Raw genomic sequence first — 2692 nt, 5'->3', positions numbered from 1 at the left:
AAGATCATCAAACTTTAGCACCAATTTATTGGAATGATAAGACGCATCAAACATTCTGGCAATTTGTTGACAAAAAGTATTTTTATGATAATTATGTGATTGGGGTTCCGAAGGGTTCGGTATCCACACCAACTCTTGGGTGGAATGGGTATACTGGAACTTATCGTTTTAATGGTAAAGCGGCGTCAGGTAAAGGAGCATCAGGGGTTTCGGGCTGTAACTGTTTCACAGCAGGTACGAAGGTTCAGACAGACGAAGGGGAGAAGAATATCGAAGACATTGAAGTCGGAGATAGGGTTCTCGCCAAGGATGAGAATAACCCTGATGGAGAGTTGGATTACAAGGAAGTAACGGGTTTATATCGTAACCAACGTGATGATATTATTAAGTTGCATGTTGGAGAGCAAATCATCGAGACCACGAACAATCATCCGTTTTGGGTTGAGGGCAAAGGGTGGGTCTTCGCAGATGAACTTCAGGTGGGCGACAAACTCCAAAAGGCTGACGGTAACGACCTGACGATTGACAAAGTAGAGTTTGTTAAACTGGATGAAACGGTTACTGTTTACAACTTTACGGTTGCGGATTTTCATACGTATTATGTAACGGATATTGGGATTTGGGTGCATAATACGAAAGGTGATGCTTGTTCACCTGCATTTATTGCTGATAATAGAGTTCCAATTGATAAGGAAACTATTCTAGGAAATGGAGGCTACACAAAAACTAAACTGTCACCTGTAAAAGGTGCTCAGGTTTATAAAAAAGACGATTATTACTATCATAGAGATACCTTTCATACAGGAAAAGGTTCTCATTTAGAGGTATATGATAAGAGAGGTAATCACGTAGGGGAAGCAGACCCTATAACAGGGAAACTCATACCCGGGACACGTGACCCGAGTAAATCAATTGCGGTTAAATAATACAATTTTGCACAGGGTATGGTAGAAGCTTGCCATACCCTTCAATAAATATCCGGGGGTGTGGAAATGAAAATTAAAACTTTAAATGAATTACTTATTGAGAATAATGATATCTACATTCTCGAATGTCATCAGGACCTAATTATTGTGAATAATAATTATTCAGGAATTAACTTATACAATTTTGATTTTGAATTACAGCATTCGATTGATATCTTTGAGAATTTAATAATTCATTCTGTGTTTAAAAACCCTGATAGAAGTGAAATCATGCTATATTGTCCTGATAATCAAGTGTTTATTTATGTGAATTTGATAACAAAACATCAAAGAAAGTTAGAGTTCACAGGGGATTTGGAGGAATACGGGCTATCTAATGTTTATTATTGGTATGAACAGGAGTTTGTTTTTTTATGTGGGAATAAAAAAATATACAGGATTAATACAAAGCTGTTGTCGTTAGATATACTCGAACCATCAAAAGTAGAAATACGGTATCGTTCCTTCAATCAAATATTGAAAGATTCAAGGGGATTTTCGTTACTTACAGGTGATGCAAGCAGTCTGATCTATGAAGATACAAAGAATAATGAACTTGTATATTGGAACTACTCCAAAAATACAAGAATTGTATCAAAAATTCCGAATGGTTTAGGACATCAGGTCATCTATTTGCACAATGTGTTTCTATCCGTACATGAGAAATATATACAAGCAATAAAAGATGGGCAAGAAGTTGCGAGGGTAGATTCAGCTACTTCATTTATGTTTCTGAGGGCAAGGCAACAAAGTGAATATAGTAATGAATTTATGGTTCTAAGAGGGAGAAAATCTAACGTAGAGGAATGCAAAATTACAAAATACGGAATTTTTAACTAATGATCGTAGCCTTGGGGACCGCAATCTTCAAGGTTTTTCTTTTACCCTACCCAGTGCCGAATGAATAGTGCGGTGTGTTCCGAAAAAACTTAACCTGACTCAGTAGCCATAGGGTATTTCCTATTGATAGGTGAAGAGGGTCATGAAACTTTAGCGCCAATTTATGTGAATGAAAAGACGCATCAAACATTCTGGCAATTTATTGACAAAGAATATTTTTATAAAAATTATGTGATTGGGGTTCCGAAGGGTTCGGTATCCACACCAACTTTAGGGTGGAATGGGTATACTGGAACTTATCGTTTTAATGGTAAAGCGGCGTCAGGTAAAGGAGCATCAGGGGTTTCGGGCTGTAACTGTTTCACAGCAGGTACGAAGGTTCAGACAGATGAAGGGGAGAAGAATATCGAAGACATTGAAGTCGGAGATAGGGTTCTCGCCAAGGATGAGAATAACCCTGATGGAGAGGTGGATTACAAGGAAGTAACGGGTTTATATCGTAACCAACGTGATGATATTATTAAGTTGCATGTTGGAGAGCAAATCATCGAGACCACGAACAATCATCCGTTTTGGGTTGAGGGCAAAGGGTGGGTCTTCGCAGATGAACTTGAAGCAGGCGACAAACTCCAAAAGGCTGATGGAAGTAATCTAACGATAGACAAAGTTGAGTTTATAAAACTTGATGAAAAAGTTACGGTTTACAACTTTACGGTTGCTGACTTCCATACGTATTATGTGACGGATATTGGGATTTGGGTGACCCTGCCCCGAATAGATAGACACATAGAAAACCTCTATAATAAAAGTGGAGGGATTTACTATGGGGCAACGGAAGCAATTTGATAAAGCATTTAAAGAACAGGCGGTATCGCGAATTTTAGCCG

Annotated in this window: 3 protein-coding genes; all 3 read left to right on the top strand. The window is 38.3% G+C overall.

Annotated elements, in window-relative coordinates; genetic code table 11:
• Positions 1-926 (top strand): polymorphic toxin-type HINT domain-containing protein (locus tag GON22_RS26355; RefSeq protein WP_237179353.1); only part of this gene is annotated, 926 nt, incomplete at its 5' end.
• Between the two features lie 66 nt (positions 927-992).
• Positions 993-1805 (top strand): hypothetical protein, encoded by an 813-nt coding sequence (locus tag GON22_RS25415; protein ID WP_160398853.1) that lies wholly within the window; start codon positions 993-995, stop codon positions 1803-1805.
• 123 nt (positions 1806-1928) lie between these two features.
• Complete coding sequence (locus GON22_RS26350) at positions 1929-2651, top strand: polymorphic toxin-type HINT domain-containing protein (protein WP_237179352.1); 723 nt, start codon at positions 1929-1931, stop codon at positions 2649-2651.
• Positions 2652-2692 lie beyond the last annotated feature (41 nt).

This window comes from Paenibacillus sp. MMS18-CY102, from assembly GCF_009789195.1.
In the GTDB taxonomy this organism is placed as follows: Bacteria; Bacillota; Bacilli; order Paenibacillales; family Paenibacillaceae; genus Paenibacillus_T.
This window is presented reverse-complemented; position numbering and strand designations above follow the sequence as displayed.

Coding starts and splice junctions, on each gene's coding strand:
- GON22_RS25415 (WP_160398853.1), top strand. CDS start 993: ATGAAAATTAAAACTTTAAATGAATTACTTATTGAGAATAATGATATC.